General features: G+C 66.7%; 28 protein-coding genes, 1 tRNA gene and 1 pseudogene. 15 read left to right on the top strand and 15 right to left on the bottom strand.

The window, feature by feature from the left end; all coding sequences use genetic code 11:
- Nucleotides 1-73: 73 nt before the first annotated feature.
- The 3 genes from P1L40_RS13900 to P1L40_RS13910 all read left to right on the top strand — a co-directional run bounded on the left by P1L40_RS13900 (nucleotide 74) and on the right by P1L40_RS13910 (nucleotide 3,095).
- Entirely contained in the window at nucleotides 74-511 is a 438-nt protein-coding gene (locus P1L40_RS13900; RefSeq protein WP_284007843.1) for a DUF5658 family protein, read from the top strand.
- A 554-nt stretch (nucleotides 512-1,065) separates the two neighbouring features.
- A complete protein-coding gene (locus P1L40_RS13905) occupies nucleotides 1,066-2,703 on the top strand; it encodes a carboxypeptidase-like regulatory domain-containing protein (protein ID WP_284007845.1) in 1,638 nt (545 codons plus the stop codon).
- 2 nt (nucleotides 2,704-2,705) lie between these two features.
- Nucleotides 2,706-3,095: a helix-hairpin-helix domain-containing protein gene (locus P1L40_RS13910; protein ID WP_284007846.1), complete on the top strand. Its 390-nt coding sequence runs from the start codon at nucleotides 2,706-2,708 to the stop codon at nucleotides 3,093-3,095.
- A 301-nt stretch (nucleotides 3,096-3,396) separates the two neighbouring features.
- Here the strand turns inward: P1L40_RS13910 and P1L40_RS13915 are convergent, their stop codons facing one another.
- From P1L40_RS13915 to P1L40_RS13955, 9 genes are all read right to left on the bottom strand, one after another.
- Nucleotides 3,397-5,052, bottom strand: a complete 1,656-nt coding sequence (locus tag P1L40_RS13915) for a DUF7845 domain-containing protein (RefSeq protein ID WP_284007848.1) — start codon at nucleotides 5,050-5,052, stop codon at nucleotides 3,397-3,399.
- A complete protein-coding gene (locus P1L40_RS13920) occupies nucleotides 5,049-5,579 on the bottom strand; it encodes a hypothetical protein (RefSeq protein ID WP_284007849.1) in 531 nt (176 codons plus the stop codon). The genes P1L40_RS13915 and P1L40_RS13920 overlap by 4 nt, the downstream gene beginning before the upstream one ends.
- Nucleotides 5,580-6,218: a DUF6884 domain-containing protein gene (locus tag P1L40_RS13925; RefSeq protein ID WP_284007851.1), complete on the bottom strand. Its 639-nt coding sequence runs from the start codon at nucleotides 6,216-6,218 to the stop codon at nucleotides 5,580-5,582.
- The gene (locus tag P1L40_RS13930) at nucleotides 6,219-6,434 is read right to left on the bottom strand and encodes a hypothetical protein (RefSeq protein WP_284007852.1); all 216 of its coding nucleotides are present in this window, start codon (nucleotides 6,432-6,434) and stop codon (nucleotides 6,219-6,221) included.
- Entirely contained in the window at nucleotides 6,435-6,734 is a 300-nt protein-coding gene (locus P1L40_RS13935; RefSeq protein WP_284007854.1) for a hypothetical protein, read from the bottom strand.
- The gene (locus P1L40_RS13940) at nucleotides 6,731-7,069 is read right to left on the bottom strand and encodes a hypothetical protein (RefSeq protein WP_284007855.1); all 339 of its coding nucleotides are present in this window, start codon (nucleotides 7,067-7,069) and stop codon (nucleotides 6,731-6,733) included. The genes P1L40_RS13935 and P1L40_RS13940 overlap by 4 nt, the downstream gene beginning before the upstream one ends.
- Complete coding sequence (locus P1L40_RS13945; RefSeq protein WP_284007857.1) at nucleotides 7,066-9,015, bottom strand: hypothetical protein; 1,950 nt, start codon at nucleotides 9,013-9,015, stop codon at nucleotides 7,066-7,068. The genes P1L40_RS13940 and P1L40_RS13945 overlap by 4 nt, the downstream gene beginning before the upstream one ends.
- Complete coding sequence (locus P1L40_RS13950; RefSeq protein WP_284007858.1) at nucleotides 9,005-9,244, bottom strand: hypothetical protein; 240 nt, start codon at nucleotides 9,242-9,244, stop codon at nucleotides 9,005-9,007. Before P1L40_RS13950 ends, P1L40_RS13945 begins: the two co-directional genes overlap by 11 nt.
- A gap of 250 nt (nucleotides 9,245-9,494) precedes the next feature.
- A tRNA-Ala gene (locus P1L40_RS13955) sits at nucleotides 9,495-9,566 on the bottom strand.
- A gap of 254 nt (nucleotides 9,567-9,820) precedes the next feature.
- Between P1L40_RS13955 and P1L40_RS13960 the strand changes: the two genes are divergently transcribed.
- From P1L40_RS13960 to P1L40_RS13980, 5 genes are read left to right on the top strand one after another with little or no spacing between them, the layout of a single operon-like run.
- Nucleotides 9,821-10,363, top strand: a complete 543-nt coding sequence (locus tag P1L40_RS13960; protein WP_284007860.1) for a DUF7287 family protein — start codon at nucleotides 9,821-9,823, stop codon at nucleotides 10,361-10,363.
- A 1-nt stretch (nucleotide 10,364) separates the two neighbouring features.
- On the top strand, nucleotides 10,365-10,949 hold the full coding sequence (locus P1L40_RS13965; protein WP_284007862.1) for a DUF7288 family protein: 585 nt from the start codon (nucleotides 10,365-10,367) through the stop codon (nucleotides 10,947-10,949).
- Nucleotides 10,937-11,884 (top strand): DUF7261 family protein, encoded by a 948-nt coding sequence (locus P1L40_RS13970; RefSeq protein ID WP_284007864.1) that lies wholly within the window; start codon nucleotides 10,937-10,939, stop codon nucleotides 11,882-11,884. Before P1L40_RS13965 ends, P1L40_RS13970 begins: the two co-directional genes overlap by 13 nt.
- On the top strand, nucleotides 11,881-12,327 hold the full coding sequence (locus P1L40_RS13975; RefSeq protein WP_284007866.1) for a DUF7266 family protein: 447 nt from the start codon (nucleotides 11,881-11,883) through the stop codon (nucleotides 12,325-12,327). Before P1L40_RS13970 ends, P1L40_RS13975 begins: the two co-directional genes overlap by 4 nt.
- A complete protein-coding gene (locus P1L40_RS13980; RefSeq protein WP_284007867.1) occupies nucleotides 12,320-13,090 on the top strand; it encodes a DUF7289 family protein in 771 nt (256 codons plus the stop codon). The genes P1L40_RS13975 and P1L40_RS13980 overlap by 8 nt, the downstream gene beginning before the upstream one ends.
- Before the next feature lie 72 nt (nucleotides 13,091-13,162).
- Here P1L40_RS13980 and P1L40_RS13985 read toward each other — a convergent pair whose 3' ends face one another.
- On the bottom strand, nucleotides 13,163-14,962 hold the full coding sequence (locus tag P1L40_RS13985) for a DUF7289 family protein (protein ID WP_284007869.1): 1,800 nt from the start codon (nucleotides 14,960-14,962) through the stop codon (nucleotides 13,163-13,165).
- 380 nt (nucleotides 14,963-15,342) lie between these two features.
- On the opposite strand from P1L40_RS13985, the gene P1L40_RS13990 reads away from it, so the two are divergent.
- From P1L40_RS13990 to P1L40_RS14010, 4 genes and pseudogenes are all read left to right on the top strand, one after another.
- Entirely contained in the window at nucleotides 15,343-15,813 is a 471-nt protein-coding gene (locus P1L40_RS13990) for a 30S ribosomal protein S15 (RefSeq protein ID WP_284007871.1), read from the top strand.
- 5 nt (nucleotides 15,814-15,818) lie between these two features.
- A pseudogene (locus P1L40_RS13995) lies at nucleotides 15,819-16,936 on the top strand (hypothetical protein).
- The gene (locus P1L40_RS14005) at nucleotides 16,933-17,181 is read left to right on the top strand and encodes a KEOPS complex subunit Pcc1 (protein ID WP_284007877.1); all 249 of its coding nucleotides are present in this window, start codon (nucleotides 16,933-16,935) and stop codon (nucleotides 17,179-17,181) included. The pseudogene P1L40_RS13995 and the gene P1L40_RS14005 overlap by 4 nt, the downstream one beginning before the upstream one ends.
- Nucleotides 17,174-17,815 (top strand): 30S ribosomal protein S3ae, encoded by a 642-nt coding sequence (locus tag P1L40_RS14010; protein ID WP_284007879.1) that lies wholly within the window; start codon nucleotides 17,174-17,176, stop codon nucleotides 17,813-17,815. Before P1L40_RS14005 ends, P1L40_RS14010 begins: the two co-directional genes overlap by 8 nt.
- Before the next feature lie 52 nt (nucleotides 17,816-17,867).
- Here the strand turns inward: P1L40_RS14010 and P1L40_RS14015 are convergent, their stop codons facing one another.
- The 3 genes from P1L40_RS14015 to P1L40_RS14025 all read right to left on the bottom strand — a co-directional run bounded on the left by P1L40_RS14015 (nucleotide 17,868) and on the right by P1L40_RS14025 (nucleotide 21,698).
- Nucleotides 17,868-18,305, bottom strand: coding sequence for a plastocyanin/azurin family copper-binding protein (locus P1L40_RS14015; RefSeq protein ID WP_284007881.1), 438 nt, complete (start codon nucleotides 18,303-18,305; stop codon nucleotides 17,868-17,870).
- A 208-nt stretch (nucleotides 18,306-18,513) separates the two neighbouring features.
- Entirely contained in the window at nucleotides 18,514-19,671 is a 1,158-nt protein-coding gene (locus P1L40_RS14020) for a 5-(carboxyamino)imidazole ribonucleotide synthase (RefSeq protein WP_284007882.1), read from the bottom strand.
- 50 nt (nucleotides 19,672-19,721) lie between these two features.
- Nucleotides 19,722-21,698: a flippase activity-associated protein Agl23 gene (locus P1L40_RS14025; protein ID WP_284007884.1), complete on the bottom strand. Its 1,977-nt coding sequence runs from the start codon at nucleotides 21,696-21,698 to the stop codon at nucleotides 19,722-19,724.
- Between the two features lie 91 nt (nucleotides 21,699-21,789).
- On the opposite strand from P1L40_RS14025, the gene ribH reads away from it, so the two are divergent.
- Together ribH and P1L40_RS14035 are read left to right on the top strand one after the other, a co-directional pair.
- Nucleotides 21,790-22,200 carry a 6,7-dimethyl-8-ribityllumazine synthase gene (ribH, locus tag P1L40_RS14030; RefSeq protein WP_284007885.1) on the top strand — a complete coding sequence of 137 codons (411 nt, stop codon included), beginning with the start codon at nucleotides 21,790-21,792 and terminating at the stop codon, nucleotides 22,198-22,200.
- A complete protein-coding gene (locus P1L40_RS14035; protein ID WP_284007886.1) occupies nucleotides 22,197-23,405 on the top strand; it encodes a pyridoxal phosphate-dependent aminotransferase in 1,209 nt (402 codons plus the stop codon). Before ribH ends, P1L40_RS14035 begins: the two co-directional genes overlap by 4 nt.
- A gap of 26 nt (nucleotides 23,406-23,431) precedes the next feature.
- Here the strand turns inward: P1L40_RS14035 and P1L40_RS14040 are convergent, their stop codons facing one another.
- Nucleotides 23,432-23,860: an FAD synthase family protein gene (locus P1L40_RS14040; protein WP_284007887.1), complete on the bottom strand. Its 429-nt coding sequence runs from the start codon at nucleotides 23,858-23,860 to the stop codon at nucleotides 23,432-23,434.
- On the bottom strand, nucleotides 23,857-24,354 hold the full coding sequence (locus P1L40_RS14045; protein ID WP_284007888.1) for a Mov34/MPN/PAD-1 family protein: 498 nt from the start codon (nucleotides 24,352-24,354) through the stop codon (nucleotides 23,857-23,859). Before P1L40_RS14045 ends, P1L40_RS14040 begins: the two co-directional genes overlap by 4 nt.
- A gap of 156 nt (nucleotides 24,355-24,510) precedes the next feature.
- On the opposite strand from P1L40_RS14045, the gene P1L40_RS14050 reads away from it, so the two are divergent.
- On the top strand, nucleotides 24,511-26,430 hold the full coding sequence (locus P1L40_RS14050; RefSeq protein ID WP_284007889.1) for a Hef-associated nuclease: 1,920 nt from the start codon (nucleotides 24,511-24,513) through the stop codon (nucleotides 26,428-26,430).
- Nucleotides 26,431-26,440 lie beyond the last annotated feature (10 nt).

A 26,440-nucleotide genomic window follows, 5' to 3' on the forward strand; every position in this document is an offset into this window, starting at 1 on the left:
GCCAGCGGTGTGCGGCGGCCGACGACGAGTGTCGGTTTTGCCCGGCCTGTGGGCGCGACAGGCGGAGGTTCCGATGACAGACACTGAGCGACTGCCCTACCTGGGCATGGCTGCGAGGCATCGTTTCCGACTGAGTACGTTGCACCGGCTGTTCGTGATCGCTGTCGTCGTCTTCTACGGCGTCGGCGACACGGCGACGACGATCGCCGTCCTCACCAGCGGCGGTGTCGAAGCCTCGGCGGTCGCGACGGCGGCACTCGACGAGGTCGGCCTGCTGGGTCTGGTCGGGCTCAAACTGCTGGCGCTGTCGTTCGTTGGGGTCGCGTGGCTGTTCCTCGATCGTGTCGGCGACCGGCTCCGGATCGACGCCCAGCCATTCCAGCTCGGGATGCTTGCGATCCTGGTTGTCAGGGGGGCGTGGCTCGCCGCTTGGAATCTCGCTGTCCTGGCCGAGTTGCACGATGTCGTCGGTGCGACAGGCATGGTGCCGTACCCGGGGGTGGTGGCGTGAAACGCACCACTGCTATCGCGTTGTCGCTGGTGGTCGTCCTGGCCGCCTTCCCATCGGCGGTGATGGCTGCCCCACCGTCTGACCCATCCAGTAGCGATTTTGCCAACTGGGAGGATTACGAAGACGGGAACAATCCACATTCATTCGGTTCAGTGATTGACAAAGGCTACTTCGGTAGCAAATCATTGGAGGCCGACGGGACAATAAACTACAACATTGACGCTTCTCAGAGAACAAAATCAGTGTATGGGACGTTCAAGCACGACTACTTCAAATTCGAGATTGCCCAGGATGATAATAACAAACTGGTCTCAATTTCGTTCAAGGGGCCTACCCAAAACAGCTACAAGATGGGGAAGCGGTTTGATGGAAACTTCCAGACAGTAGCGGACACTGGATGGGACCCAACTAAATGGACGATGTTCTACGCCGAAATCCATCCAGATAATACAATCGATATATGGATATTCTATCCGTCTGATGGGATGCCAAGTTCGCCGACGTATAGCTACAGCTACCCATCCGACATCTCAAAGGATAACTTGAATGTGTTAGTGTATCCCCAAAGTGGCGCGTATCTTGACGAATATGGTGTAGGGCAAGACTATTCCACGCTCTCCGGCACCGTCACCGACGGCTCGGGCAACGTCGTCGGCGCGGCCAACGTCACGGTCACGAACAGCACGGGCGCCACGATCGCCACGACAACGACCGATGCGGGCGGCGACTATAGTGTCACCGTCAGCGACGGCATCGACGCCACGGTCAGCGTCTCGAAAAGCGGCTACAAGACCGCCAGCGACACGACGGCGGTCTCGGGCGCCACCACACTCGATATTACGCTACCCCAGTCCGACCAGACGAAATTCGTGCTGGACGACCAGACACAGCGCGGCCTGTTCCCAGCGACACAGACCACACTCGTCGTCGAGAAGCGATCGAACCTCCGGCCACCATTCACGTACAAAACCGTCTCCAGCAAGACCTTCGGGAGCGACGAGGAAGTCACCACGAACCTGAAACTCGGCGCGAAGTACCGCGTCGCCGTCAACGCACCGGGTTCGTCACTGTCCTGGCGCGGCTGGCAGTACACGACCAACACCCCGGACGTGATCCAGATCACACCAACCGGGCCGTCGAAGTACATCACGAACCAGACCCAGCCGACACCGACGGCCACGGGCTCGACACCAACACTGTCAGACCCAGGAACGCCGACGCCGGCCGATGGCGGCTACATCACGCCCGACCCGACCCCGACGCCGGCGCCGATCACGCCGGCCCCCACACCCACACCGTCGGACCCGATCATCGGCCCGATCGTGCCCGACCCACAGCCAACGCCGACGGTCGAACCGACGCCCACGCCTGGTGACGGCGGGTTCGTGACGCCGGAGCCGATCACGCCCCGGCCAACGCCGACCCAGGCGCCGATCGAGGCGCCACCGAACGCGACGGCCACGCCGACACCGGTGACGACCCGGGACTACCCCTACGAGGAGGGCTACGCGTGGGCAACGCGGCGGTGTACGATGCCCGACGGCTCGCCCGGCCTCTACGTCGAGTACTACGACAGCGACAAAGAGACGACGCGGATCACCGCCGACCCGCAACTGACCGGCAACGATGGCGTCACCCGGGAGGTGACGATCGACAAGACGTTCGTCGAGCCGATCGGCTACTGGTCGAGCTGCATCGCGGCCGAGGAGTTCCCACCGATCGATGACGAGCCCGAGCCAGACCCGACGCCGACGCTGGCGCCGGGCGCGACGCCAACGCCGACGGACGACAGTGGGTTCTTCGATCCGGACCCGTCGACGCCGACGGAGGGCGACGAGTTCACCACGGCAACGCCGATCGACAGCGGCGACATCTGTGACGCAGCGTCGGTCCAGTTCCGCGCCTACAACAGCTCCGGTGGGACGGTCGCCAACGGCACCCAGGACTGTCGGAGCGACCTGCCACCGGCGGATTCGGGCTGGAACACGACTGATCCGACGACACCGACCAACGGCTCGAACGCGATCGGCGGTGGTGCTGGTGGTGGCGCTATCATCGGCGACGACGCTGGTTCGGGAGCCTCGCCACTCCTGATCGGCGTGCCGGCCGTCGGCGCGATCGGCCTGGCGCTGTACCGGCGCTACCAGGGCGGCGGTGGCGCTGGTGGGGCCGGCAGCGCTGGCGGTCCGTAGCGATGGCCGATCCCTCGTTCGGCCTCGTGGCAGGCCTCACGACGCTGCTCGTGTTCCAGCTCCCACAGCTCAGGCGCGTCGTCACGGACGTACTGGCGGACGACCCTGAGACGGAGCCGACGCCGATCGATCAGGCCCACCACGCGTTCGTCGAGGGCGAGATCGGCGTCGAGGAGCTGGAGCGACGGCTGGCCGTCTTGGTCGACGATCGAGCGCGGACGATCCGGGAGATGGCCGACGACGCCGACGGCATCGGCGAGGCGTTGTCACGCGACCTCGCCCGTGAGTTCGACACTGTGAGCGAGTTGCGAGGGGCCGACGCGGCGGACTTCGAGCGGATCGACGGGATCGGAGAGAAACGAGCCAAGCGGTTGGTCGAGACGCTGGAGTAATCTTTTCGTTTCTCCTGGCCAGGTGTCCACGGCGGTGCGGTCGCGGGAGTATTGCGGTTTTGCGGTGCGGTCCCCAGGCCGAGCGCCAGCGAGGGCCTGGGGGTATTTGGATTGTGTGGCCTTTGCCACACTGCCTAAGGGGGCCTTGCCCAGCCACGGGGAACCGAGCCAGCCGACACCCCAGCCTGGACGCGAGAACCGATCGACCACGCCGTTTGTTACACGGCGACACGGACTGGAACGCGATTGGTATATAAAAGAACCCGACCGACGAACAGTGTTGCCACTCTGCCGGAGCCGTCTACCAAATGGGTCGATCTCGGTTGTGCCGACCGAGCAACCGACGGTTCACGACGATCCGCTCGTCGTTGTGCGTAGTGCCGTCGGGCTCGGTCCAGGTGATCTCGGCGTCCTCGAACTCACGGGTCAGCATGGCCGACGCCTCGGCGGCCTCGATCCCCGAGCGGACGATCTTCAACATCTCCTGGAGGCTGACGGGACGAGACAGTTCCATCTCCAGACCGTTCGTGGCGTCCTGCACGGTGATCCCGTGGCGGTTCAGCCACCGTTCCAGGGCCGATGGCTCGCCGTCGTCGCCACGCGACAGCGGCGTCGCCCGATCGGCGACACTCCGCAACGACTCGACGGCGGCGTCTTTCGTCGAGCCGAACCAGTCGGCGACTTTTTCGATCTGATCGCGGACGACACCGTCACGAAACCTAATCTCGCCGCCGTCGACGGCGAGAATATCGTCGAACTGCTCGACGGCCCGGTAGACCGTCGACGTGGAGCGACCGGCGTCCTCGGCCAGTTCGTCGTAGGGTCGCGAGCCGCCGTCGGTCATGGCTTCGAGCACGTCCCACTCGGCGGCCGTCGTCTCCGGACTCATCAACTGGTCTTTCGCGTCGGCACGCTCCTGTTCTTCGAGGTCGGGCATCGGGTTCGGATGCACCTCGTAACTGCGATCGCCGGCCTCGACGTCGAAGTACGGATCGCTGACCCACGTCTCGGTGGTCGGCGAAAAGTCCACACCAGCCCAGTTCAGCGCGTTCACGATCGTCTGGCCCAACTCCTGGACGGCACTGTCGTAGCCGTCCCACCGAAGCGAGTCGTCGCCGTTGGGATAGTAGCCTTTCCAGTACTGACACTCGATTTTGTGGTGGTACAGCGGGTCGTCCTCACCGTCGGACCGAACCCACTCAGGCTGGTAGCACTTCAACCGCTTCGCCAGCCCTTGCCCGTCGATCAGCCGCGCCCAGTTGGCCGGACTGAGCGACACAGCCTCGTAGTGGCCGACGATCTCCTCGTGGTCCCACTTGTACTCGCCCCGACCGCGGCCGTTGCTGAACTGCGCGATGTGTTCGAGTACGCCGCCCTTCCCGGCGACCTTGCCGGTCGCGACCGCGCGACGGATGCGGCCGTACACCTCCAGGCCGTAGATCGACGACCACTCGTGCGGGGCCTGGAAGTACTCGGCGTTGATGCCCAGGTGATCGGCCAGCGCCTGGAGCAACCCCAGAATCTCCCGCTGGTCGAGGTTCGTCGCTTCGACCTGGACACGGATCGACTCGGGGCACTGCGTGGGCATCCCCTGGATCATGTCGCCAGTCTCGACGTGGCGAGCTTCGGGAAAGCCCGGCCGGAACGTAAAGTCGGCGCCACGTTCGTCGTGCTCGTCGTCGTCGGCGTACACACCGAGCTTGTATTCGTTCAGGCCACCGTCGAACCCGAAGAACTCGCTGTCGGCGGCGATCTGCCCTTCCCAGTGAACCGAGTTCTCGATGCCCCACTGCCGATCGTCGAAGGCGAACGTCTCCTCACGCTCGTCGAGGTCGGGTTCGTACTGCCCGACGACTGCGTGATACGGAGAGAGGTCGTCGTCATCGAACAGCAGGTTCGCGGCCACGCGATGGGGCCGCAGGGCGACCACGTCATCGATCGTCGAGGACAGCGTCATTCGGGCTCACCCCCGTCGGTCGCGAACTGACCGATCGTCGCTGCCTCGGTCTGCGTGCTCGTTTCGTCGACATCGACACCGTCGGGACTGTACCCCTCGGCGAGCCGCCCAGCGGCGCCTGCGTCGCGCTCGCGAAGGTCGGCGGCAGACACACCGCCGTCCGCACCACAGCAGTCACACGGCCGGCGTGGCCCCTCGGGAAGTCGCTCGGGCCGTTCGCCGTGCAACTCTAGCCACGCCTCGCGCTGTTCGAGCCGGTGGATGATCTTCGCTCGCGGCTCCTCCAGCGGGTTTCGTGGGTTGTCGTCCGCCTGTGGGTTCGCCAGCCGGCGTTCGCACGCTTTCCAGGCACGGACGCGCTCGATGGAGTCCATGCCGTCGATCAGCGTCAGGACGATCCGGCGCCGATCGGCGTCGGTGATGAGTTCCCGATCGAGCCAGCGGGCGGGATCTTCGCCGATACGCTCGCGGGTGGTGGGACAGCGCAGCCGCTCGTCGCGGTCGCCGGCCTGCTGTTCGGAGGGCATCTACCGCTCACCTCCGCCGTCGGCAGCGAAGTGCTCGATATCGGCCTGCCCAGGCGGGTGGTAGTTGTCGATTTGCTCGCGGAGCCAGCCCTGTTGATCGCCGATCCCGCCGAGGTCGTCCCGGCGGAACGGGTAGGCGACGTGTCGGTGCCGATCGAGTTCGTCCTCGATGTGCCGGTGACCGACGTAGTCCTCGCCGGCAAGCACGACGTAGTGCGTGTACGGGATCTTCAGCGAGGTCCAGACGGAGAGCGATTGCGCGGTCTCGACAGCCCACACGCCGGCTTCGTAGTCGCCGATGTAGCTGTCTGACTGCGGATTCAGCGAGGCATCGTAGTGCTCGATCTCCGTCTCGGGATCGAGCAGACCGTGTTTCGCCGAGAGGATCTGCCACTCGTCACAGCACTCCTCGGCGTACTCCCGTTTCAGCGAGAAGTACGGCGAGGTGTAGAGGTCCTTTGCGGGAACGGTCTCGCCATCGTCGAGATCCTGTTTCGCAGACCCACAGCCGACGAGTGCGATCCGAGGCGTCGCGACACAATCCTGGCAGTACTGGCCGTCCTCGCGGGAAAACGCACTCTCGATACCGCCCTCGGGTGGGAGCCGACTGTCACAGTCGAGACAGCGGTCGGCGGCCATCTACCGCTCACCTCCTTCGGACAGCGTCCGCGCCCACACGTCCTCGTCGTACCACAGACACTCGGGGCAGTCCATCCACGTCGCGATGGGGTGCCCGCAACTCGGACAGTCGTAGTAGTGGCGCGTCACCTCGCCCTCGATCGCGTCCTGGTGGGTTTCCGCACCGTCGTAGTCGAGCGTGTCGACGCAGACGGCCGGGCGGCGAATCTCGCTCATCTACCGCTCACCTCCCGCGAACGCCGCCAGCGAAGCCTGCTGATCGTCGCCCTCAGGCTCCTCGGCCGTGCTGCCGTCCCAGGAGAACTTGAGGAACGCGTCACAGTCCCACGTCGGACAGTTCCGGAACGTCGGCGTGTACTGGCGCGGCGTCGAGGTGAGGATGATATTCTCGAACGCCTCGCCACACTCGGGACACGCGACCTCGACGCGCTCGTTGAACGGCACGTCGATCGTGGCGTCGGCGCGTTCCTCGCGACGCTGGCGGGTCTTCCGAGCGTTGTCGGTCGCGATCGTCACGCCGACTCACCCCCGTCGCCGTCGGTACAGTCACACGGCTCGGGTTCGCCGTGCTCCTGGTACTGGTCCGAGCGGTTCGAGATGCCGCGCTCGCGACCACACTCGGTACAGCGATACCGCTCGTCGTGCGCCCAGCGGTTTCCGAGGTGTTTCCAGGTCGAGCCACCGTCGGTGACGAGCGTCGTCTGTTCGGGACCGGTGTCGACCGGACCACGCCACAACTCGTCGGCAGGATGCAGCGCTGGCAGGCGACCTCGCGTGTCCTCACAGGCGATCGCGAGCCCGGTCGAGAGGCCGCCCGCGCCACAGAACAGGTCGACGGCGCGGATGGTCATTCGCTATCACCGCCCTGAAGCGCCCAGTGGAGTTGCCACAGCAGCGGCGCGGCGTCCTCGACCTCCTCGACGATCCGATCGGCGTCGGTCGGGTCACCAGTGATCGCGATGTGTTCGCGACCGTCGGCATCGCGACCAGCGGGCTCGGGAAACTCGTCTTCCAGAAACGCCCGCGTCTGGCGACCGAGAGACGCCATCTCGGCGATCAGGTCACGACCGACGACCTCGGGCTGGTCGTAGGGAACGGCGTTCGGGGGCAGACCGGCGCCACCCTCGCAGTGGTTCTGCATCGCCATCGCGACCTCGCCGACCTCCTCGATCAGGGCGAGGAGCAACACGTCATGGCGCTGGTTGCCCCAGGTCTCGACGTTCTCCTCGGCGCGCTCGCCCCAGCGGTCGCCGAGGTCGTGTCGGTCGATCCCGCCGTCGGTGACAACTCTCCGGTCGGACTCGGCTTCGACAAACCGCGCCTTCCAGGCCATGAAGTCGTAGAACCGCCGTTGTTCGACCTCGGACGGTCGCCGCAGGAACCCATAGCAGTTCGAACAGTGGCCCTGATACTCGCCGGTCGCACAGTCGATATGGTGCTCGTGCCCGCAGCGCCCACACTCGATTCGCGGGACTGTGTGCGGGCCGTACTTCGGCGGGCGTGCTTCGTCGACGAACTCGAATCCGCCGTCGGTGGCGAGCTGATCGTCGGCGTCGACGTGACGCCAACACCCCGGACACTCCCAGGCGCCGGACCATTCGATCAGGCGACGCTCGCAGGTGGGCTCCGGACACTCGGGATTCTCGCGGTTGGTCCAGTCGACACAGTCGGTACACAGGCGGTCGTAAGCTTCGCAGTTCAGGACACGACTGGCGTCGGCGTCGCCACACCGATCACAGGCCAGGCGGTCGTCGGTCGCCTCGACGAACTGCCCGCCACAGTCGGTACACTGCCCGCCCAGCGCACGGCCGGCAGGGACTTTCCCACAGCCGGCACAGATGGCGAGCGGGCCGCGGGTACCGCCGTCAGTGACGAGCGTCGTCTGCTCGGTGTCGTCCTCGCCGTCCTCGCCACGATCACGACGCTCGCTCGGGCGAACGTACTCGATCATGTCGCCGCAGTCGGGACAACTCGACCCGCCGATCTTCGAGCTCAGTAGCTCGGTGAACGTCTCGCCACAGCCCGGACACTCGATCGGGATCTGTGTCTCCCGATCGGGGACCTCGACGACGTGTTCGTAGTCGCGGCCGCCGTCGGTGACGAGCTGGTCGTCGCGAAGCGCTTGCAGTGCGCGGTTGCACTTCCCGATGAGGATCTGGCGCGTCACATCGGCCGCCTTCTCGGCCTGTATCACGGCCGTCAGTGCGTCCTCGCGTTTCGGCGTGATCCAGCCGTGCCAGTACAGAAACTCGCCGTCGCGAGCCATCTCGTCACAGGCATCGAGAACCTCGTCACGGCCGAACTCGCCGTGCTCGATATCCTGGCGGAGGTGGTACTTCGACGTCCAGGGGTTGTACTGGTCGGACGGGTCGTCCAGGTCGATCCGGGCCTCGACACGCTCGCGAATCCACTCGCGAACGTCGCGGCCACCGTCGGTCGCGGTCACCCGCGGCTGTGCCCCAGTCCCGTCACAGGCAGGACACGGGTCGTTCCCGTCGTGGATGCACACGCCCTTCGCGTGGCAGATGTCGTCGATACAGCCCAGGATCTCGCCGCGGCCGTGACAGCGCTCGCAGTCGACCCAGGCGACCGACTCCAGCGAGCACTCGCGGACGCCGTCGGCGTCGATCGCCTCGATGCCGCCGGGCGTCAGCTCGTGCTCGATCCGGACGTGGGTCTGGCAGTCGGCACAGAACAGCGTCGCCCGGCGTTCGCTGTCGGTCGTGAACGCCGCGGTCTCGATCATCCGACCTTCACACTCGGTGCACTCGCCGATGATCGCGACCTCAGACCGCATCGGGCAGCACCTCCTGGGTGGGGTCGGCCAGCCTGGACGAGCGGACGACCTTGCCGTGGTCGGGAAACTCGTCAGGACGGCGCGGACAACCGATGTAGTGGCCGTATTCGACGCTTTCGGTCGGGGACTTCGAGATCCGCGCCCGGCAGTTCGGACAGCGGGCTTCGAGGCGCTTCGTCGGCTTGATGTCCTGCTGCCGGCGCCGGAGTTCGGCCAGGTCGATCGTCACGCCTGGCACCTCCCGTCGTCGAGGGCGGGACAGCGCTGGCCGGGCTCGAATCTGGTCCCACAGTAGTCACAGATCGGGCCTTCTATCGAGATGTCGACAGTATCCCTCGCCCGACGGCGGCGGGCACCCGACGAGTCGTCAGCATCTCTGTTTCGCGAGGGAGTCCGCTGTTCGACAGTTCGGCGGATAGCGGTTCTGAGGCGGCGATAAACGGCGTTCGCCAGTCCCCGGAAACGACGGATAAGAGAAGTGGACTCGCCGGGATTTGAACCCGGGGCCTCTCCCATGCCAAGGGAGTGATCTACCCCTGATCTACGAGCCCTCGCGTCACACAGTATCCCGGCAGATCAATTAAACCCATCGAAGTGGTCGGGGTATCAGGGAGAGTGACACGCAACCCGGTGTGTCCCGATCTGTGAGTATCAATTGTAAGATTACGGCCAGAACAGCTAAATCAAATGAGAGTCTCTATCGCTACAACTCCCCGGTGTCCCGGGAGCTGATGGGTCACAACGAACCGTGGACACGTCTTCGGGGTCGAAACATGCGTCAGGGTCACATATCTCGGGGTCACCGATGAGCCGTGGACAGACGACACTGGATTTCGCGGTCGGGATCAGTCTCTTCCTCGCGATCGTCCTCTTTATCTTCCTGTTCGTCCCGGGGATTCTGACGACGTTCACCGCGGGAAGTCCCGAGGAGACGGTCACGGCCAACCGCGTCGCCGACGACCTCTCGCTCGGACTGTTGGGGTCGCCGGCGGAACCGAACGTCTGGGAACGGGAGTGTGCAGTCGCCTTCTTCGACGGGACGACCCCGTCGGGGTGTAACTTCGCCGGGTCGACGACGAACGAACGATTGGGGCTCGCCCCTCGCGAGAGCGTGAACGTCACTGTCGCTGGCAACGTCTCTGCCGATCCCGACCCGGGGTCGGACCGACTGTGCTGGGACGACAGCGCCGGCACGCTCGACGAAACGGACAGCGGGTGTGCGGGTACGAACGACGTGGTGCTGACCGCTGGCGACGACGCCCCGAGCACGAACGCCGACTCGGTGACGGCGACGCGGGTCGTCTCACTGCACGGGGAAGCGGTCACCGTCGAAGTGGTGATGTGGTAGCATGCGCGGGCAAGCACACACGCTGGAAGCGATCGTCGCCGGCCTGTTGTTGTTGAGCAGTATCATCTTCGCGTTGCAGGCGACCGCGGTGACGCCGCTGTCGGCGAGTACGTCGAGCCAGCACATCGAGAACCAGCAGCGCTCGGTCACCAACGGCATCCTGTCGGCGGCGGCCGAGGAGGGCGCACTGAAGTCGACGGTGCTGTACTGGAACAACTCCTCGGAGCGGTTCCACAACACGACCGACCTGGGGTACTACACCAACGGGCCGCCCAACACCACCTTCGGACGGATGCTCTCCCGTGCGTTCGACGACCGGAGTATCTCCTACAACGTCCGGATCGTCTTCCAGAAGCCAAACGGCGAGCGGCTCCGGCGGCCGTTGATCGATCAGGGTGTTCCCAGCGACAACGCCGTCGTGGCCGGCCGAACGGTCACGATCACGGACGACGATCCGCTGTACTCGGCCAGCGAGGAGCCGATTCCGGGGATGAACGTGACGAACGCCACGAGTTTCTACATGCAGGATACGGGCGCGAACGTCTACAACGTCGCGCGTGTGGAGGTGATCACGTGGCGGATCTAGCCGATCGCGGCCAGATCATCCTGATCGCGGCGTTCGCGCTGGCGGTGACGTTCATCGCGCTGGCGCTCGTTGTCAACGCGGCGATCTTCACGGAGAACCTCGCCAGCCGGGGCGAGACGGCCGGGAGCGACGACGCCCTGCTAGTCCGTCACGGCGTCGAGGATGCGGTCGAGAGGGCCGTGGTGCAGGCGAACACGTACAACGCGTCCTCCGAGTCGGCCCTGGAAGACAGCGTCGACGCGAGTATCGCGAACGTCTCCCGGTCCGTCACGAGACAGCAGTCGGTCAGCGGGCGCGTCGTCACCGTCTCGGGGCCGACCTACACACAGGGGACACAGATCGTCGACACCGCACCTGGCGGCTCGAACTTCACCAGCGCGGTCCCGACGGACAACTGGACCGTCGCGACCAACGTCAACGCCCGGGCGTACACGATGACGATCCACGACGCCAACACCGCCGGCGGTGCCAACTTCGGTGGGCCGACGACCGACGAGTTCCGGCTGAACGTCACGGACGGTTCGGACACCTGGCGGGTCAACGTGACCGAACGGGCATCGGGCGACGTGGCGGTCGGCGTCAAGGAGTTCGGCGGCGAGGCGGGGGTCTGTACCGCGTCACCGACCGGCGGGACCGTCGAGATCGACCTCACCGGCGGCCGCGTCGGCGGGCAGCCGTGTGCGCCGCTGGCGTTCGCCGAGGGCGTCTCAAGTAGCTACGACATCGAGTACGACAACGGCCAGCTGGTCCGGGGGAACTACTCGCTGGTCGTCGACAGGGACGGCTACACGAACCTGAACCTGATCAGCCTGTTCGGGAGCGACGATCCCGCGACGCGACAGGGCATCTACGCGGTCCGTGTCACCTACCGATACGACGGTGCGTCGATCACCTACGAGACCGAGGTCCGGGCCGCCCCGGGTGAGCCGGCATGACCGACCGTGCGACCTCCTCGACGCTCAACTACGTGCTGAGCATCGCTATCGCCTCCCTGCTGGTCACCGGGCTGTTGTTCTCGGGGACCAACTTCGTCGAGGGACAGCAAACGCAGGTCGTCCGCTCGGAGCTGCGGGTCATCGGCGAACAGATCAACGCCGACCTCCAGCGGGCCGACCGGCTCGTCGTGGCCGGCGACGGGCCGGCGGGAGCGACGACCGTGCGGATCGAACAGTCGTTCCCCGATCGGCTCACCGGCCGGACCTACGACATCGAGGTCGACCCTGCCAGCCAGCAGCTACGCCTCTCGATGCGCAACCCCGACATCGAGGTCACGCTCCCGGTCGACACCCGGACGGCGCTGTCGCCCTCGACCGTCGACGGGGGGACCGTCGCGATCAGGACGACCGGCAGCGGCGCCCTGGAGGTGACCGATGACTGACCGGGGTGCGAGCGAGGTCCTGAGCTTCGCACTGGTGTTTGGCATCATCCTGACCTCGGTCGCGCTGGTGTCGGTCTCGGGGGTCCAGACGCTGCAGGACGCCCGCGACGCCGAACAGCTCAACAACGCCGAGCGCGCCTTCGACGTGCTCTCGGAGAACATGGCCGACATCCACCAGCGTGGGGCACCGAGCCGGGCCACGGAGGTCAGTCTCCGGGGCGTCCAGCTGTACACGGCCGACAACGTGACCGTCAACGTCACGGCGACCGACGGGCCGAGCGGTGATGTCACGGTGGTCCGGTCGCTCCGGCCGATCGTCTACGACGCCGGCGACGATCGCCGGCTCGTCTACGAGGCAGGGGCCGTGTTCCGGACCCAGCGGGACGGCGGCCTCGTCGTCCAGCAGCCGCCCGTCGTCGTCGAGCCCGACCGTGTTCTCGTCCCCGTCGTGGCGCCCCGCTCCGAGAGCACGACGAGTGTCGGTGGATCGACGGCGTTGGTGCGGGCCGATCTGGTGGAGACGACGGTTCCGGTCGCCGACACCGCCGACAGTGGGTCCGACACCGACTACGACGATGTCTACGTCACCGTCACCTCACCTCGACGGGACTACTGGCAGCGCGCACTGGAGGCGACGGGCCTTTCGAACTGCGTCCAGGGGACCGACGCCGCCGGCGATCTATTCGTCAGGTGTTCACTGGGCAGCTCGCCAGAGCGGGTCCTCGTCCCGGTCTACGACATCGGGATCGCCATCGAACGGTAGTCGACCGCGTCGGTCCCGTTGGGCCATCGTGTCGCCGTCTGTGGACCCAGGTCATCCCTCGATACGGCCGGTTCAGCCGTCGGTGACGTTGACGCGGTTGGCCGAGATGTGGAGGTACGTGACCCGGACGACATCGTCGCCGCGGGTCAGTGTCTGTTTCTCGCGTAGCGCCTCGTCGTAGTGGATCGACCCCTTGTTGACGGTCGTCGTCCCGGTCACCAACCCACCGTACACCTCGCCGAAGTCGAGGTTCACGTCGCCGGTGCCACCGTTGCCGGGCGGCGCGTAGATGACGCCGACGTACTTCGCGGGGTCGCTCCCGCCGCCGCCGGAGCCGATGCGACCGGTGAAGTTGGCCTGGCCGAAGACTCGCAGTTGGGTCGCGTCGTCGCCGGCGTTGGTGATCTCGGAGTCTTTGTCAAGGTAGAGGTCCTCGGTCTGTGGACCGGAGCCCTCGACGTAGACGAACACCACGCCGTCGCCCAGCACCTCGATGTCGCTGTCGGCGAGGTGGACGTACTCGTGCACGGAGAGGGTGATGTTCCCGCTGGTCGTGTCGAAGTAGATCTCCTTCCCCGAGGCGTCGATCCGATCCAGATAGTAGTTTCCGGGCCCGAGCGTCACCTCGTCGGACGGACTCGCCGCGCCGTAGTCGAGCGAGTCGCCGGCGATCGCGCTCGTCGCGCCGTTACTGTTGGTATCGTCCGCTTCCTCGACCGTCCGCCGGACGAGGTAATCGAGCGCGCCGCGCTTGGGGACGCCGTCGACCTGGTTGACGGTCCCGCTCGGAGCGGTGATTCGGGACTGGCAGTCGGCGACGCTTGGCTGGCAGGCCGTCGTGTAGTTGATGTCCCCGCCAACGTCGGGTTTCCCGCCGCCGTTACCGACCTTGACGGTCCCGCCCGAGACCAGCGAGCCGTAGAAGTTGTCACCGCCGGAGCCGCTGCTGATGTCGATGTCGTTGCCGTAGACGACATCACCCTCGTTGCCGGGCGCCTGGCTACAGTAGCCGCTACTGGTTCCCGTGGAGTTGTAGCTGTCCGTGTAGGTGTCCGCCCGACACGTGCTCTGTGCCGACCCGGTGACGCGAAACGTCCCGCTGGCCGCCAGGCTCGCGGCCGCGGAGTTCACGTCGGTCGCCTGGAGCGGCGTGATGAGGTCGACAGTCACGCGGTCGTTGGAGTGGTCGTAGGTGACGTTCCCGGTCGTCCGTTGCTCGAAGAAGGTTCCCCAGGCGCGGTAGTAGTCGCTCTGGACGGTCACTTCGACCGCGCTGCGCTCCAGTGGGTTCGTGAAGTTCTTGTCGAGCGATCTGTTCGGGAAGTACGCCTGTGACGTGTTGCGACTGATGACGGCTCGGCCGTCGATCGATTCTTCGCCGGCGACGGTCACGAGCGGCAGCGTCAGCGTCGCCTCGCGGTAGTGAAACTCCGGCGGCGACACCATCACGGCACTGCTCCCGCCCGCGGACCGCCAGACACCGCCACCCTGGTACGCGATCTCCTGGTCACCGTTGTCGTAGACGATCGCGCCCATCGACTCGTTCATGATCGTCGTCGACCCCCCGCCAGTGAGGTTCGTGTACGAGACGTTCATCCAGCCGGTGGTCTCCTCGACCCGGTAGCCGTCGCCCGCCGACGTGGCGAGCGCGACCTGCTGGACCCGGGAGTTCCCCAGGGCGACCATCGCGGCCTGGGAGTCCAGTTGCGTCATCGACTTCTCGGCCCGCTCCATCGATAGCTGGTTCTGTGTCGAGCCGAACGCCTCCGATCCCAGCGCGACGGTCAACGCCGTCCCGCTGATGACGAGTGCGATGATGAGGACGACACCGATCGGACTGCTCTGGGCCCTCGTGCCGGCCGGTTCACTCACGATGCCTCACGCTCCGTCGGCGCTGGCTCGGCCGCCCTGACCCGGCGACCGCCCACAGCGACCCGCTCCTGTGACCCCATTCTGCGTACCTCGGACCCGTGTGTAGATACCGCTAGTTGTCCAGTTCTCATACATGATATTTTTGGCCGTGTGAACGACATCACTCGCCGGTCGGGTCGCGTCGGTAGCGGGTGCAGCCGTCGACAGAAGCGAGTAGTAACCGTTATACGCGTCGGTAGGCCAACACCGGATGGGAACAGCACGACCGCAAATCTGACACGCCGTGGACTTCCACGGCTCGGGATTGCGGCCGTGTTCGGCACCGCGCCGAGACGCCTCGCGACCAGCGACGAGCGGTTCGTGCAGTTCCAACACCAACTATGGCACGAATGCATACACGCCGTCGTGGCTCGTCCGACTCGGACAAGCCCGCGGCAGACGAACCCCCGGAGTGGAGCGATGTCGACGCCGACGCCGTCGAAGACCGCGTCGTCGAACTCGCCGAACAGGGCCACTCGCCCAGCGAGATCGGCCTGAAGCTGCGCGACGAAGGCGTCCAGGGCACCCCCGTCCCGAACGTCAAACTCGCGACCGGCAACAAGGTCACCGAGATCCTGGAGGCCAACGAGGCCCAGCCGGATCTGCCCGAGGACCTGCGCAACCTCATGGAGCGAGCGGTCCGCCTCCGTGACCACATGGACGAGAACCCGACGGACTACCAGAACAAGCGTGCGCTCCAGAACACGCAGTCGAAGATCCGTCGCCTCGTCGACTACTACCGCGGCGATGAACTCGACGAGGAGTTCACCTACAGCTACGACACCGCCGTCGAGCTCCTCGATCTGGAGTAACCACGATGTCGACGACCGGTCGGGACGACGCGCCCGCCACCGCCCCCAGCGACATCGCCGGGCTGCTCGCCGACGCGACGTTCGTCCGTCTCGTCAGCGACGTTTCCGGCGACGCGCTCGCCGGGACCGGCGTGCTCGCGCGGGCACTGGCCGACAGCACGACGCCGTTCCAGGCCAGCGCTGTCGGCCCGTTCGACGACCCCGACCGGTCGACCGACGCCGACGTGACCGTCTCGCTCGGTCGCCGATACGCGGCCGCCGACATCACGATCCGCGACCGGATCGCACCGACGGCCTTCGAGGCCGCCCGCGAACTCGGCGCGACCGCCAGCCCGACGCTGGCGCTCGCCGGGACCATCGCGGCCGGCGACACCGACAGCCAGGTAGTCGAGGCCGCCGAACGGGCCGGCGTGACCCGCCGACCGGGCGTCGCCGTTCCGATAGCCGATCTGGCCGACGGGTTGGCTCACTCGACGCTGCTCTCGGCCCCCTTCTCGGGGGACACGGAGCAAGCACGGGCCGTCCTCGCGGACCTGGACCTGCCGGCGGAACTCGACGAGGACGACCACCGGCGCGTCGCGTCCCTGGTCGCGCTCGCCGTGACCGACGCCCAAGCGGCCACGCCACGCGCTGCCGAGGCAGTCCAGGGGCGCTCCGACCGGCCGTCGGTGGCCCCTTCGAGACGGTCGGCGGCTACGCGGACGTGCTCGATACCGTCGGGCGCGAACAGCCCGGCACCGCCGTCGCGCTCGCACTCGGGCACGACGGGGTCCGTGAGGACGCCCTGGCCGCGTGGCGCCGCCACGCGAACCGCGCCCACGAGGCCGTCCAGACGGTCACGACCGGCCGCTACGAGACCCTGTTCGTGGCTCGCGGCGACGCGATGCCGGTCGGGACCGTCGCCCGACTGCTCTCGCAGTACCGCTCGCCGGAACCAGTGACCCTTGCCGTCACCGACGGCCACGCCGCGGCCCGGGCGACCGAAGGCCGCGATGTCGCTGCCGCGATGGACGCGGCGGCCGCCACCGTCGGCGGCGAGGCGGTCGGGACGACGGACCGCGCCCGCGTGCGGTTCGACGTTTCGACGGCCGACTTCATCGAAGCGTTCCGGGAGGCAGTATGACCGGGACCAGCGCCCAGATCCGCACGACCCACGGGACGCCTGCGGTCGCCGAGCGGATCGCGGCCGCGCTCCGGCCGGACAACACCGACGAGATGGACACGCGCGTCGAAGACGACACCGTGGTGACCACGATCGACCGGGACTCCATCGGTGGCCTCCAGGCCACCGTCGACGACTACGTCGTCAACCTCCGGGTCGCAGCACAGCTTTCCGACCAACCGACACACGACACAAACCATGAGTGAACGAAGCGTCTCCAAGCGCAAACAGCAGAAACGGTGGTACACCGTCTACGCTCCCGAGCAGTTCGACCGGGAGGAACTCGGTGAGACCACAGCAGACGAACCGGACAAGGTGCTCGGTCGCACCATCGAGACCACGCTGGGCGAACTCCAGAACGACGCCAGCGAGAACAACACGAAGCTGACCTTCAAGATCAACGAGGTCGCCTCGGACTCGGCGTACACCGAGTTCACCAAACACGAGCTGACGCGGGACTACCTGCGCTCGCTCGTGCGCCGTGGCTCCTCGAAGGTCGAGGCCTTCATCACCGTGCTGACCACGGACGACTACCGTGTCCAGATCCAGCCCGTCGCCGTCACGACGAAGAAGGCCGACGCCTCCCAGGAGAAGGCCATCCGCCGCACGATGATCGACCTCGTCGAGGAGACGGCCAAGGACCGCACCTTCGAAGAGGTCATCGACAGCGTCGTCGAGGGCCGCCTCTCCTCGGCCATCTACGGCGAGGCCAAGGACATCTACCCCCTTCGCCGCGTCGAGATCCAGAAGGCCACGCTGGAAGCCCGGCCCGAGGAAGTCGCCGCCGAAGAGGAAGCCGCCGTCGATGTCGACGAAGAAGACGTAGAAGTCGAGAGCTAAGCCGTCCGAACTACCGATTTTTCGCGTCGCTGCCCCGGAGTGGCGACGCCGGCTACTCCGTCGCCGTGCCGGGGTCGTCGGTGACGACGACGGTCCCGACCATCCCGCCGCGCTCGTGGGGAATACAGAAGTAAGGGTACTGACCGCGGACCTCGAAGGTGTGGCTGTAGCGCTGTCCCTCGAAGAGGGTCCCGCCGCCGCTCGACCCCCACGCGTCGCGGGCCGCCGCCTCGTCGTCGAAATCGCCCGACGCCCAGTAGTCGGCGCCGTCGGGGAGGCCGTCCTCGTAGGCAGTCACGGAGTGGCCCTGCTTGCTCGTGTTCCGCCAGACGACCTCTGTCCCTGGGGCGACTTCGATCGTCTGCGGGCGGAAGGCCCTGGCGGACATCCCGATGTCGTACTCGGCGCTCGTGCCACTGGTGCCGATGCACCCGGCGAGGCCGGCCACTGTGGCCGCACCGGCAGCCCGGAGGAAGGCCCGTCGCTCCATGGTCGCCCTCGGGACTGGACGGACAAAGACACCTCGATTCGTCGTCGACCCCCCGGGGGACGGCGGGTCACCGCGGGTCGACGAAACACCTTTGTCCGATCCACCGGACACTGCCTGTGTATGCCCGAATGTGGGCATGTTTCAGACGGACCCTTGTGGGGTTGAAGCTGCGCCCCAGTTGGGTGTGGGGCGTCCCGAAGAAGGTGCTTCAGGCGGAGTCGCCTCGGAACGTCAGTCCGGACCGCAGATCCCGAGCAGCCGACAACAGCGTCTCACGATCGTCGCCGGTCAGCGTGACGTGCCCCATCTTCCGGAGGTCGTACACCTCCCGTTTCCCGTACCAGTGGAGGTGCGCCCGATCGGTCTCGAAGACCCGCTCCTCGCCCGAGAGCGTCGCCGATTGGCAGTCGTCGACATCGCCGAGGATGTTCGTCGAGACGGTCGGGAACCGCTGGTCGGTCGGGCCAAGCGGCCGGCCAGTGACCGCACGGAGGTGTTGTTCGAACTGCGAGGTGTGACAGCCTTCGATGGTCCAGTGGCCGGAGTTGTGGGGACGCGGTGCGATCTCGTTGAGCAGGATCCGGTCGTCGCCGGTCTGGAACAGTTCGATCCCGAACACGCCACGACCCTCCATCACGTCGAGTACGTCTAGTGCAACCTCGCGGGCGCGCTCCCGGACGCGTTCGCTCGCCCGTGCGGGCGAAACCATCTCTCGGAGGATCTCTTCCTCGTGGACCGTCTCGGTGACCGGGAAGGTGTCCCGCTCGTCGTCGCCGCGACAGCCCATGATCGCCAGCTCGCGCTCGAAGTCGACCATCTCCTCGACCATCGCCGGGCCGGCGATGTCGTCGATAGCCGCCGCCACGTCGTCGGGGCCTTCGACGGGGACGTTCCCGCGGCCGTCGTAACCGCCGGTGCGGGCTTTGAGCATCGCCGGGTAGCCCAGTTCGTCACAGGCGGCCCGCAGGTCCGCAGCGTCCTCGACCGCGCGGAACTCCGGGACAGGGACGCCCGCGTCGGCTAACCGGCGCTTCTGGACGAGCTTGTCCTGGATGGTTCGGAGTGTCTCCGGCGCCGGGTGGACCGGTGTTCCTGTTTCCTCGGCGACGGCCTCCAAGACATCTGGATCGGCGAGTTCGATCTCGTAGGTCAGATAGTCGGCCCGCTCGGCGAGTTCCGCGAGTGTCTCGCGGTCGCCGAAGTCGCCGACGACTTGGTCACGCACGACCGGGGACGCCGGGCACTCCGGCGTCGGGTCAGAGACCACGAGATCGATTCCCAGCGGCGCGGCCGCCTCCCCCAGCATCCGGCCGAGCTGGCCCCCGCCGACGATACCGACGGTCGGGCCTGGCGAAGTGAGTGTCATGTACGGGGCGGTACCCCAGCGCCGGGGTTAAGCGTTCTCTTGTCGCCCGGCTACGAGGGGCGCTGGTCGGCCTGGGACTCGTGGATCCAGACGACGAACGTGTTCTTGTACCCGCCGGTCCGGAGCTGGTGGGTCCGTTTCTCGTAGCCCGCCGCGCGGAGCCGTTCGGTCGGGGCCGTGCCGTCGAACGGCTGGGTGATGACGACCGGCGGCTGCCCGTCCTCGATCATCCCGTTCAGCGCCTCGCGGTCGTTCTCACAGACCGTCTCCATCTCGCCCGACGCGAAGTACCACGGCAGCGGGAGGGTGTTGTACCACTTCAGACAGGTGGGTCGCAGGTTCCAGAACGCCTCGCCCCACTGGTCGCGGTCCGCCTGGACGTAGGCGCTCCCCTCGTCGAAGGCGTCTCCGCTCTCGCCGTAGTAGACGACTACGTCGGTTCCCTGGTTGTCGCGGGCGATCCGGTCCATCGCGACGAGGTCGCCGCGGAGCTCTTCCTGTGGTTGCGCGAACTGGACGAGCGGGTTCGCGTCCTCGTGGGCGTTGCTGTAGACGGTCGTCGCCGCCACGTTCCCGACGAGTGCGGTGATGAGGACGAGCACGAGCGCGGAGACCGCGACGCCGGTCACGTCGTCGGCCGAGAGCGCCTCCACCCCCCAGCGAAACACCGCGGCGACACCGACGCCGGCGGGAATCGCCAGCGGGACCACGACGTGGGCACCGATCCAGGGGTTGCCGATGTCGGTCCCGATCGGGTAGCCGACGATCGAGACGTAGCCACAGTAGGCCGCGAACGGGACGAGGTGACGGGGGCGGATCGAACCCAGTCGGTCGAGCGCGTAGCCGAACGCCGAGAAGGCGATCAGCGGACCGCAGGTGTACGCCAGCGCTTCCAGGAGGATCGCGTAGTGGCCGTCGACCTCCTCGAAGAACCGGTCGAACCGTTCTTGGAGCGTGCTCTCACCGGTGGTCGTCGCCCGCTCGGAGGCCGGATCGAACCAGTTGCTGTACTGTTCGATCACCCGGTCGTAGGTCACCTGGACCAGTTCCGGGAACATCCCGGGGGTGGTCACGCCGTTCCAGAAGTTGACCGTCTCCGCGGTCGGCGTCGCCGGGGGGTGCTGGATACCGGCCAGCCCCGCCCCACGTGGCGCGTAGAAGAACAGCGACACCGCGAAAAAGAGGACGAGTGCGATCCAGATATGCCCGATGTAAGCCACCGCGACCTGCCACGGACTCCCGTGGCGATCCCGGAACGACCGGACGGTCCCGACGACGAGGTTCACGTCCGCGCGGGCGCGACCGGTGATCCGGCTCCAGACCGCCGACGGCGACGGAACGTCGGCGAGAAAGGACGCCGCGTCGCGGTAGCCGTTCGGGAGGACGAGGACCTTCGCGAGCAAGAGCCCGGTCGCACCGAGCCAGGTCACGACGTAGACGATCGCGTTCTCCTTCGAGGCGAACCCGAGCGCGGCGAAGGCGCCGACACCGTAGAGGTAGCGGGCCTTCCGGGTGTCGTAGAACCGGACCAACAGTCCGAAGGCGGTGAACATGAACGCGGCGACGAGCACGTCGCTGCGCATGAACCGCGAGTAGTACAGCAAGAGCGGGTTCAACGCGAGGAAGGCGGCGACGCCGACGACCTCCTCGCGCCGGAGGTGCTCCCGGAAGAGTAGTGCCGTCAACGGCAACAGCCCGCCGATGATCGCGATCGGGAGCCGCATGAGCACGTCGCTGGTTCCCAACAGCGAGAACAGCCAGGCGTCGACGTGCTGGATGAACGGGCCGTGGATGATGTACCGATACGTGAACGATCCCGTCTCTGCGAGGTTCAACGCCCAGTAGGCGACTCGTCCCTCGTCGTAGTGGGCGACCCGGGAGCCCAGGTCGACAAGGCGGAGGGCGACGGACAGGAGGGTGATACCGAGGACCACCTTGGCGACGGCGTACTCGTCGCCGTCGGCCCAGGTGGCGACACGTTCCCGCAGGCGTTTCAGCCGCGAGAGCTCGCGGGGCGGCGCAGCCATATCCGGTGTGTGCACAGCGGTGGTTAGAACACTTCTGGTTTCTCGAAGCCGGAACGGTAGTTCTTTAGGGACGACAGCCACCCACACGAGTATGGTGCAGCTCGGGCTGGTCGTCGCCCAGTACGACAAACACGGGCAGGTCATCGAGGAGATGGAGCAGTCGGCCCGACAGGCCGCCGCCGACCACGACGCCGCTATCGTCGAGACGGTGGCTGTCCCCGGCTCCTACGACACGCCGCTGGCCGCAGACCGGCTGGCACGCCGGGACGATGTCGACGCCGTCGCCGTCCTCGGCGTCATCGTCGAGGGGGATACCGACCACGACGCGGTCATCGCCGACGCGGCGGCACAGGGGCTGACCGACGTGTCTCTCGACCGCGATACGCCCGTGACGCTGGGGATCATCGGCCCCGGCATGAGCACGGCCGAGGCCGACGCACGGACCCACAAGGGCGGTACGGCAGTCACGAGCGCCATCGAACTCGCTACCCAACTACCATGACTATGGACTTCGCATCCCGTGTCGAACGTGTAGAGCCGAGCGCGACGCTCGCGATCAGCAACAAGGCCGCCGAACTCGAAGCGGAGGGGAAAGATGTCGTCGACCTCTCGGTGGGCGAACCGGACTTCGACACCCCCGAAAACGTCAAAGACGCCGCAAAGGCGGCGCTCGACGCCGGCCACACCGGCTACACCCCCTCGAACGGGATTCCGGAACTCAAGGACGCCATCGCCGGGAAGCTCCACGACGACGGGCTGACCCAGTACGGCCCGGAGAACCTCATCGTCACGCCCGGGGGCAAGCAGGCGCTGTACGAGATCTTCCAGACGGTCATCGACGACGGCGACGAGGTCGCTCTGCTGGACCCGGCGTGGGTCTCCTACGAGGCGATGGTGAAACTCGCCGACGGCTCGCTCACCCGCGTCGACACCGCCGCCCACGACTTCCAGCTCGAAGGCGCGCTCGACGACCTCGCCGAAGCGGTCTCGGACGACACCGAACTGCTCGTCGTCAACTCGCCGGGCAACCCCCACGGCGCCGTCTACTCCCGCGAGGCCTTAGAGGGCGTGCGCGACCTGGCCGTCGAACACGATATCACGGTCATCTCCGACGAGATCTACAAGGAGATCACCTACGACGGCGTCGAGGCCGTCTCGCTGGGAACGCTTGACGGCATGGAGGACCGCACCGTCACCCTCAACGGCTTCTCGAAGGCCTACTCGATGACCGGCTGGCGGCTCGGCTACTTCGCCGCGCCGGAAGACATCGTCTCCCAGGCCGGGAAGGTCCACTCGCACTCGGTCTCCTGTGCCGTGAACTTCGTCCAGCACGCCGGTGTCGAGGCGATCACCAACACCGACGAGGCCGTCGAGGAGATGCGCCAGGCATTCGCCGAACGGCGCGAGTTCCTGATGGGGCTGTTCGAGGACCACGGCGTCCACGTTCCTGAACCGCAGGGCGCGTTCTACATGATGCCCGAGATCGCGCCGGAGGGGGACAGCGAGTCGCGGAGCGACTCGGACAGTCGACCGGTGGCACCGGGAGACGACACCGAGTGGTGTGACAAGGCGATCTCCGAGGCCCAGGTTGCGACCGTCCCCGGTAGCGCGTTCGGAACGCCCGGCTACGCCCGGATCTCCTACGCCAACAGCAAGGATCGCCTGCAGGAAGCGGTCGATCGGCTGGCAGAACACGACCTGCTGTAGGATCGTCGACCGCCGCCTGCCCCGTCTCAGTCCCGCTCGGCGAGGACCTTCTCGATGATCTGGCCCGTCGAGAGGAGTCGGTCGTCGTCGTCCCGTTGTAGCGGACTCGCCCGCCGCACGTCACAGTCGATGCCGCGCTCGGACAGCGCCGCCCGCAGACTGTCGGCGTCGTGGTGCTGGTCGTAGCCCAGCGCGATCACGTCCGGTTCGAGGCGCTCGATGGGGACGAAGATGTCTTCAGGGTGCCCCAGATGCGCCTCGTCGACCGGCTTGAGCGCGCCGACCATCTCACGGCGTTGCTCGTCGGGGACGACTGGCGGCTCCTTGTGGGTGACGTTGACCGAGCGGGCGATGATCACGTGGAGGTCGTCGCCCATCCCCGCGGCGTCCCGGAGGTAGTGGACGTGGCCGGGGTGGAGGATGTCGAAAGTCCCCTGTGCGACGACCCGCGTCACGTGTCGAACTCCTCGTCGCGTAGCTCGCGGTCGATGTCCGACTGGTCGAAGTCGAAGAACGCCTCTTCGGGCGGCTCGACATCCAGCACCGGCAGATCGATCGGCTGACCCTCGTTGTCGAAGGCCTGCCAGTCGTCCGGCCCGTACGGGTACCCCAGGATGATGTGGACATCGCCACGGCCGAACGTCGCCAGGTCGGCGTCGCTGGGCTTGAGGACGCCGTTTGGGTGTGAGTGGATCGATCCCGCGGCGCGCATGTCGTTGGGAACCATGCTCGTCTTGACGGTCGCACTGACCGGGTTCGACTCGGTCCCCGGGATGACGAGCACGTCGGTCAGGACCGTTCCGTCCTCGTCGAGTCCGACCTTCCGTGCGTCGTCGCCACGGAGCAGCCCCATATACTCGTTGGGATGGGACTCCTCCGACGCGGCCCGCGCGAACTCCAGTGCGGAGTCGGCGATACCGAGGATGCCACCCGAGCGGAACAACGCCATACAAACACTCGGTGGGGCTGGCTTCTAAGGGTTGTGTCTCCGGTCGACCCAGGCAGAACCGCGTGCCGGCTCCCGGACGCGACGGTCGGTCGGACCGACGAGCGCTACCCAGCGATTCCGAAGAGTACAAACGGCACAACACCGAACAATCGGCAAATGTCTTCGCCAACAGGCACCGACGACGGTGCCGCGGCTCCCGATGGGGGAGCCGTCGTCTACGATCTCGCTGCAGAGTGTACCGCCGACGATCTGGAGGAGGATGGCCGCTATCTCGCCACCGTCAACGGTGTCGTCGAGTACGGTGTCTTCGTCGATCTCTCCGATGCCGTCTCCGGGCTCGTCCACGACTCGAACCTGCTGGGCGACTACGAGGTCGGCGACGAGTTCGTCGTCGAACTCGCCGAGGTCCGTCCCGACGGCGACCTCAGTTTCGACGAGGTCCGACTCGACGAGTACCGGGTCGAACCGGTCGCACACGGCGATCTGACGACGGTCGCCGATCTCAACGACGCCACCGGCGAGGCCGTCGTCGTCGAGGGCACGGTCGTCCAGATCAAACAGACCGGCGGCCCCACGGTGTTCCAGCTCCGGGACACGACCGGTGTGGTCCCGTGTGCGGCCTTCGACGAGGCGGGCGTCCGTGCCTACCCCGATGTCGAGATGGACGATGTCGTCCGGATCGCCGGCCGTGCCGAGGAACGGGACGGCGGCGTCCAGATCGAAGTGGACTCGCTGACCGTCCTCGACGAGAAGGCCGGGACTGCCGTCCGGGACGACCTCGACGCCGCTCTCGCCGAACTGGCCGAACCGGCCGACATCGACCCGCTGGTCGAGTGGCCGGCCTTCGAGAAGCTCTGGGACGACCTCCGGGAGGTCGCGACCGAACTCCGCCGGACGGTGCTCGCCGGCCGGCCGATCCGGATGCGCCACCACGCCGACGGGGACGGCCTCTGTGCCAGCGTCCCGCTGCAGGTCGCCCTCCAGCGGTTCATCGCCCAGCAGTACGAGGACAGCGACGCGCCCCAGCACCTCCTCAAGCGGCTGCCGAGCAAGGCCCCCTACTACGAGATGGAGGATGTCACCCGGGATCTGAACTTCGCGCTGGAGGACCGGACCCGCCACGGCCAGAAGCTCCCGATGCTGCTGATGCTCGACAACGGCTCGACCGAGGAGGACACGCCGGCCTACCGGAACCTCCGGCACTACGACATCCCCGTGGTCGTCGTCGACCACCACCACCCCGACCCCGAAGCCGTCGAGCCGCTCATCGAGCACCACGTCAACCCCTACCTCCACGACGAGGACTACCGGATCACGACCGGGATGCTCTGTGTCGAACTGGCCCGGATGATCGACCCGACGCTGAGCGAGGAGCTCCAGCACGTCCCCGCGGTCGCGGGGCTTTCGGATCGCTCGGAGGGCGAGGCGATGCCCGACTACCTCGACCTCGCCGCCGAGACGGGCTACGACGAGAGCGACCTGCGGGACATCGGCGAAGCGCTTGACTACGCGACCCACTGGCTGCGCTACAGCTCAGGCGAACAGCTCGTGAGCGACGTGCTCAACGTCGATTGTGACGACCGCGGGCGCCACGAGGAGATCGTCGACTTCCTCGCCGATCGGGCCCAGCGCGATGTCGACGAGCAACTCGACGCCGCGATGCACCACGTCGCCCACGAGCGGCTGGACAACGGCGCTCACCTCTACCGGATCGACGTGGAGAACCACGCCCACCGCTTTACCTACCCAGCGCCGGGGAAGACGACCGGCGAGATCCACGACCGGAAGGTCGCCGAGACGGGCGACCCCGTCATCACTATCGGCTACGGGCCGGACTTTGCCGTCCTGCGAAGCGACGGCGTCCGGCTCGACATCCCGCGGATGGTCAGCGAACTCACCGCCGAGGTCGACGGTGGCGGCGTCTCCGGCGGGGGCCACCTCGTCGTCGGCTCGATCAAGTTCGTCTCCGGGATGCGCGACGAGGTGCTCGACGCCCTCGTCGAGAAGATGGCCGAGGCGGAGATCGACGAAGACCTCGGAAGCTCGACGGCGCTGCCCGAAGACATCGACGCCTGAGCAGCGACGC

The organism is Haloarcula pelagica, from assembly GCF_030127105.1.
Taxonomy (GTDB): Archaea; Halobacteriota; Halobacteria; order Halobacteriales; family Haloarculaceae; genus Haloarcula; species Haloarcula pelagica.

Coding starts and splice junctions, on each gene's coding strand:
- P1L40_RS13930 (WP_284007852.1), bottom strand. CDS start 6,434: ATGAGCGAGATTCGCCGCCCGGCCGTCTGCGTCGACACGCTCGACTAC.
- P1L40_RS14015 (WP_284007881.1), bottom strand. CDS start 18,305: ATGGAGCGACGGGCCTTCCTCCGGGCTGCCGGTGCGGCCACAGTGGCC.
- P1L40_RS13965 (WP_284007862.1), top strand. CDS start 10,365: ATGCGCGGGCAAGCACACACGCTGGAAGCGATCGTCGCCGGCCTGTTG.
- P1L40_RS13975 (WP_284007866.1), top strand. CDS start 11,881: ATGACCGACCGTGCGACCTCCTCGACGCTCAACTACGTGCTGAGCATC.
- P1L40_RS13915 (WP_284007848.1), bottom strand. CDS start 5,052: ATGACGCTGTCCTCGACGATCGATGACGTGGTCGCCCTGCGGCCCCAT.
- P1L40_RS13925 (WP_284007851.1), bottom strand. CDS start 6,218: ATGGCCGCCGACCGCTGTCTCGACTGTGACAGTCGGCTCCCACCCGAG.
- P1L40_RS13900 (WP_284007843.1), top strand. CDS start 74: ATGACAGACACTGAGCGACTGCCCTACCTGGGCATGGCTGCGAGGCAT.
- P1L40_RS13960 (WP_284007860.1), top strand. CDS start 9,821: ATGAGCCGTGGACAGACGACACTGGATTTCGCGGTCGGGATCAGTCTC.
- P1L40_RS13910 (WP_284007846.1), top strand. CDS start 2,706: ATGGCCGATCCCTCGTTCGGCCTCGTGGCAGGCCTCACGACGCTGCTC.
- P1L40_RS14050 (WP_284007889.1), top strand. CDS start 24,511: ATGTCTTCGCCAACAGGCACCGACGACGGTGCCGCGGCTCCCGATGGG.
- P1L40_RS14035 (WP_284007886.1), top strand. CDS start 22,197: ATGACTATGGACTTCGCATCCCGTGTCGAACGTGTAGAGCCGAGCGCG.
- P1L40_RS13940 (WP_284007855.1), bottom strand. CDS start 7,069: ATGACCATCCGCGCCGTCGACCTGTTCTGTGGCGCGGGCGGCCTCTCG.
- P1L40_RS13945 (WP_284007857.1), bottom strand. CDS start 9,015: ATGCGGTCTGAGGTCGCGATCATCGGCGAGTGCACCGAGTGTGAAGGT.
- ribH (WP_284007885.1), top strand. CDS start 21,790: ATGGTGCAGCTCGGGCTGGTCGTCGCCCAGTACGACAAACACGGGCAG.
- P1L40_RS14010 (WP_284007879.1), top strand. CDS start 17,174: ATGAGTGAACGAAGCGTCTCCAAGCGCAAACAGCAGAAACGGTGGTAC.
- P1L40_RS13980 (WP_284007867.1), top strand. CDS start 12,320: ATGACTGACCGGGGTGCGAGCGAGGTCCTGAGCTTCGCACTGGTGTTT.
- P1L40_RS13990 (WP_284007871.1), top strand. CDS start 15,343: ATGGCACGAATGCATACACGCCGTCGTGGCTCGTCCGACTCGGACAAG.
- P1L40_RS14005 (WP_284007877.1), top strand. CDS start 16,933: ATGACCGGGACCAGCGCCCAGATCCGCACGACCCACGGGACGCCTGCG.
- P1L40_RS14045 (WP_284007888.1), bottom strand. CDS start 24,354: ATGGCGTTGTTCCGCTCGGGTGGCATCCTCGGTATCGCCGACTCCGCA.
- P1L40_RS13920 (WP_284007849.1), bottom strand. CDS start 5,579: ATGCCCTCCGAACAGCAGGCCGGCGACCGCGACGAGCGGCTGCGCTGT.
- P1L40_RS14020 (WP_284007882.1), bottom strand. CDS start 19,671: ATGACACTCACTTCGCCAGGCCCGACCGTCGGTATCGTCGGCGGGGGC.
- P1L40_RS14025 (WP_284007884.1), bottom strand. CDS start 21,698: ATGGCTGCGCCGCCCCGCGAGCTCTCGCGGCTGAAACGCCTGCGGGAA.